The sequence below is a fragment of the Endozoicomonas sp. ONNA2 genome, from assembly GCF_024606365.1.
In the GTDB taxonomy this organism is placed as follows: domain Bacteria; phylum Pseudomonadota; class Gammaproteobacteria; order Pseudomonadales; family Endozoicomonadaceae; genus Endozoicomonas.
In genome coordinates this window covers 1-2,464 of the sequence record NZ_JAHHPO010000463.1, presented here as the reverse complement: position 1 = coordinate 2,464, position 2,464 = coordinate 1, and the positions used below count along the sequence as shown (strand labels likewise).

General features: G+C 44.2%; 3 protein-coding genes. All 3 read left to right on the top strand.

Going from position 1 to position 2,464, the window contains the following annotated elements; all coding sequences use genetic code 11:
- Positions 1–230 precede the first annotated feature (230 nt).
- The 3 genes from KDK14_RS08390 (at position 231) to KDK14_RS08380 (ending at position 2,322) form a co-directional block, all read left to right on the top strand.
- Positions 231–1,061 carry a hypothetical protein gene (locus KDK14_RS08390; RefSeq protein WP_257264642.1) on the top strand — a complete coding sequence of 277 codons (831 nt, stop codon included), beginning with the start codon at positions 231–233 and terminating at the stop codon, positions 1,059–1,061.
- A gap of 45 nt (positions 1,062–1,106) precedes the next feature.
- A complete protein-coding gene (locus KDK14_RS08385; protein WP_257264641.1) occupies positions 1,107–1,799 on the top strand; it encodes a hypothetical protein in 693 nt (230 codons plus the stop codon).
- Between the two features lie 265 nt (positions 1,800–2,064).
- The gene (locus KDK14_RS08380; protein ID WP_257264640.1) at positions 2,065–2,322 is read left to right on the top strand and encodes a hypothetical protein; all 258 of its coding nucleotides are present in this window, start codon (positions 2,065–2,067) and stop codon (positions 2,320–2,322) included.
- Positions 2,323–2,464 lie beyond the last annotated feature (142 nt).

Here is a 2,464-nt window from a genome sequence, read left to right as displayed (position 1 = left end):
TTTAGACCAATTTATCGCAACCGCAGCAGGGCAGTCTATTCTCGGACAGCCTCCCGGGAGGCTGTCCACTGAGAAAGTTAAAATGGTTGGAACTTTAATTAAGGAAATGAGTCATAACTCAAGATGATTGAAACAAGCAGTGTGTTATGAAACTGACTAATCGATTATTGATTTGTGTGATAGCAAATAGTTAACTACTGTTTAAACATATTTTAAGGAACGTTTAAAAAATGAGCCCTGATGCATCTACGAATTTACCAACGCCAACGAATGAAATTTCACAAGCACCAACCAATATTGGACCATCACCTGATTCAGCTAATGATTCAGCTAATAAATCAAACTGGTCCAGCAGATCTCTGAAAGCAACAAGTCTTAGTCTTGTAGGTTTCGCAGCCGCCACAACCCTGAATCAATACTCTCCCTGTTCCTTTGGTCAGTCGCTTTTAAGATACACCATCTCCCAAATGCCAGCCTTATTCTATTTAATGGGAACGACAAAAATAGATCCATCATTGATGGTTGAACTTAACAAGAAAATGGAAGCTTCAGCATTTAAAGAAGCAGGAATTTCAGAGGGAGCGAAAATTTGTGCTGCTCAGTGTGTAGTTTGGCTAAACGATCCGCAGGAATTTCCTAACCCTGACCGTTCTCGTTTAAATGCGGCCCATAGAGAAATATATAAGGATAATATAAATCGTTACGAAGGGATTAAAAACCACCTACGCTCAACAGGATGGGAGTGTGATGAAGAGTATATAGCAAGATCTGATAAGCCTGAATATGGTTTACCATTGGCTAAAGCTCCTCCAGTAGAAATCTTAAAAAATAAGCAGGCACTTCTTTGCATTATGACTCCCAAAGAAGAAAATACAGAAGCGATTCCACATATATGTGTTGCGCTTAAAATGTCTGAATCAGAGCTTATTGTTTATGATCCAAGTGCTTCAATACCGTTTAAAGCTCAAAATACCCATTCCTGTATTCAGATACTATTCGCACTGGCTGAAGCGCAAGGACAAGAGTTTTATTTGTATACCAGGGCTGTGCCAAACAAGTAATTTATTTGTTAAACTTTAAACAATTGAAGGATAAGTAACCGGCATATGGAATTGAGAATTTCTGGCCAAGTGGACAGTTTCTATGCAAAATACCTGCCCCGCAGGAAGCTACAGGAGGCTGCCCGGGAGCTTATGTCTGAACTAGCGAAACGTGCCCATCCCCTGACAAAATTAAATCCGTCCCTGCGATTTTCCGATATTTCTGCACCCTATCTGATAGCTGCTATTTTTGCATCGCCGGGCATCAGGCATGACAAACCTCAAGTGCCACAGAATCTCTGCAAGACAAGCACCACTGCACTGCATTCAGAGTTTTTTACATTACAGCTTTGTATGTTGGAAGTTAATGTACAAAGACATGAAAAACTGATCCTGGAAGAACTGAAAAAACTGGATGACAGCCAACTGGTCAAAGCCCACCGCAGCGCTCTGATCAAGCTAACCGCTTCTGATCATCTCATTGATTGCATGCAGATTCATTCAGACGGAAATTTCCCGTTGAATCTCAACTGGTTTTTTGAGTTTCTTCAACTATTCAAAGCCCTGCAGCCATCTACCATCAAGGCAGTCAGGTTGCGCTCTGAAAAGTATTCATTCAAACATGAACTGAAACACAAACCCTTGCCCACACAGTTACTTCAGCCTGTGATCAACTATCTGGCGCACCACCCTGACGCAAGGGTATCGCCGTTTCAAGTTTCGGAAACAACAACATGGCGCCACAGAAGACTGGCATGATTTTGTCCGCGAACAGCCACAACTGGATTTTTTTCGAAACCTCAAGGATAAGCTGGGCCTTGAAAGCGCACCGCTCAAACCCCGGGGCATCTATCGTCTGCCCCATGCCCTGGATAAGCTCAAAACCTGCGGATTATCTGATGAAACCCTGACAAGCATTGCGTTTGAGCCTGATGGTTCGGCATTGCTGCAAGTCTTTGATGATGAAAAAAATACCAGCCTGTATCACCACTACCCATATGAAACAAAACGAGCAGGGTTCTGTATGCAGGCGTCGTTTGCTGGCATCAGGCTGTTTGCCAGAGATGCTGGACGTCTCTGGCAACACAATTTTCAGGCACCGGATACATTAAGCTTATTCCGTAATGCTGCTGATGGAAGAGCCTGGAAACCCACCCCCTTTTTTGGAATGCAGAGCCTTCCCGGCACGATGGGCGAGTGGAATGCCCGGGATTACCCAAACATGGCACCTGCACCGGTAGGGATGAGAGGCTGGGCTGATATCCGCTCATTTGTTGAGTGAACCTCCTCAGCTTTGGTATGAAACGACTCTATATTACCACCCAGTGTGAGCGACAGGGCGAATTGCGAATTGCTGAGCTTGGGAAAGCTTTTTAGACCAATTTGCTGCCACCGCACGACTGCATGGATGCAGGAGCTAGAGC

Bases quoted from the DNA above. Each gene is read 5' to 3' on its own strand.
- KDK14_RS08390 (WP_257264642.1), top strand. From the start codon at position 231: ATGAGCCCTGATGCATCTACGAATTTACCAACGCCAACGAATGAAATT.
- KDK14_RS08385 (WP_257264641.1), top strand. From the start codon at position 1,107: ATGGAATTGAGAATTTCTGGCCAAGTGGACAGTTTCTATGCAAAATAC.
- KDK14_RS08380 (WP_257264640.1), top strand. From the start codon at position 2,065: ATGCAGGCGTCGTTTGCTGGCATCAGGCTGTTTGCCAGAGATGCTGGA.